The following is a 1,393-nucleotide window of genomic DNA, read 5'->3' as shown; positions in this document are numbered from 1 at the left end:
GGGCCGGTCCAGGCGGTCCAGTGTGGGTCGGTCGGAGCGGGTACCCACCATCGGGTACTCCGCGGTCTCCGTACCGCCGGCTGCCGCGGCCATGACCGCGGCGGCGGCGAGGTCGGCGACCCGCTTGGCCTCCCGCTGCACCCGGGCACGTACCTCCTTGGCGTGCCGCTCGGCGGAGTCCCCGGCGCGCCGGGCCTCGTCCAGCCGGGCGCTCTCGGCGGTGAGGTCCCGGCGGACCTCGCTGAGCCGCTGCTGCATCCGGGACAGCTCGTTCTCCAGCGCCTCGCCCTCCGCACGGATCTCGGCGAGCTGCTGGCCGGCGGTGTCCACCTCGGCGTTGAGCTGCGCGGCCTCCTGCCGGCGCTCCGCGATCTCCTGCTGCAACGCGGTGAGCTGCTCCTGGTGGCTGGCGGCCTGCTCGTCGGCCCGGTTGCGCAGCTCGGTCACGTGCTGCTGCGCCTCCGCCAGCAGCGCGGCGATCTGCTGCTCGGTGCCGCTGCGCTGCTCGGCCAACTCCTGCTCGGCGGCGGCCTGCTGCTCGGCGATCTCCTGCTCGACGGCGGCCCGCCGTTCGTTGACCTCCCGCTCCACGCCGGCCTGCCACTGCGCCATCTCCTGCTGGTTCTTGGCGCGGGCCGCCTGCAACTCCTGCTGGATCTGGGTACGGGCCGACTTCATCAACGCGTCGGCGGCCACCCTGGTCTGGTTGAGCTGCTGCGCGCTCTGCTCGGTGATCCGCTTCGCCTCGTGCTGGGCGCGCTCGTGTGCCGCCTCACCGTCGGCGCGCAGCTGCTCCGCGTGTTCGCGGATCGCGGTCAGTTCGGCCTCGGCCAGGTTGCGCCGCTCCTCGTGGGCCTGCTCCTGCTCGGTGCGCCGGGTCGCCAGCTCCTCGGCGAGGTCCTGGCGTGCCTGGGCGGCCCGTTCACGGGTGTCGTGGAGGATGCGCTCCGCCTCGGTACGCAGCTCGTTGGCCCGGTCGGTGGCCGACTCGGTGATCATCGCGGCCTGCTTCTCGGCGAGAGCCATGATCTCGCCGACCATGGGTCCCAGATCCTGGAACGAGGCCCGGTCCACCTGCACCGGTTGTTCCTGCAGACCGGCCAGCTCGGCCCGAAGGCGCTGCACCTCGGCGGTCAGTTCACGGACCCGGACGGCCGATTGACCGTGCTCCTTGCTGAGCATGGTGAGCTGACCGTCGAGCTGCTCCAGGTGCCGGTCGACCTGGCGTTTGTCGTAGCCGCGCAGGGCGAGCTCGAAGCTCGGCCGCGAGGCCGCGTCGTCGCGTACCGCGAGCGGCTCAGCGCCGATGGACATGCACCATCCTCCGTACGATCGGGCGCCAGGGCCGGCGGTCCGTGAGTGTGGCGCAACGCTACCGCCGAGCCCACCCTCG

1 protein-coding gene is annotated in these 1,393 nt (G+C 72.7%); it reads right to left on the bottom strand.

Going from position 1 to position 1,393, the window contains the following annotated elements; all coding sequences use genetic code 11:
- Positions 1–1,314 (bottom strand): hypothetical protein (locus F8271_RS31390; protein ID WP_151493390.1); only part of this gene is annotated, 1,314 nt, incomplete at its 3' end.
- Positions 1,315–1,393 lie beyond the last annotated feature (79 nt).

This window comes from Micromonospora sp. ALFpr18c (assembly GCF_008868155.1).
Lineage (GTDB): Bacteria > Actinomycetota > Actinomycetes > Mycobacteriales > Micromonosporaceae > Micromonospora.
Note: the sequence above shows the minus strand (reverse complement) of the source record. Positions and strands in the feature narration are given on the sequence as shown.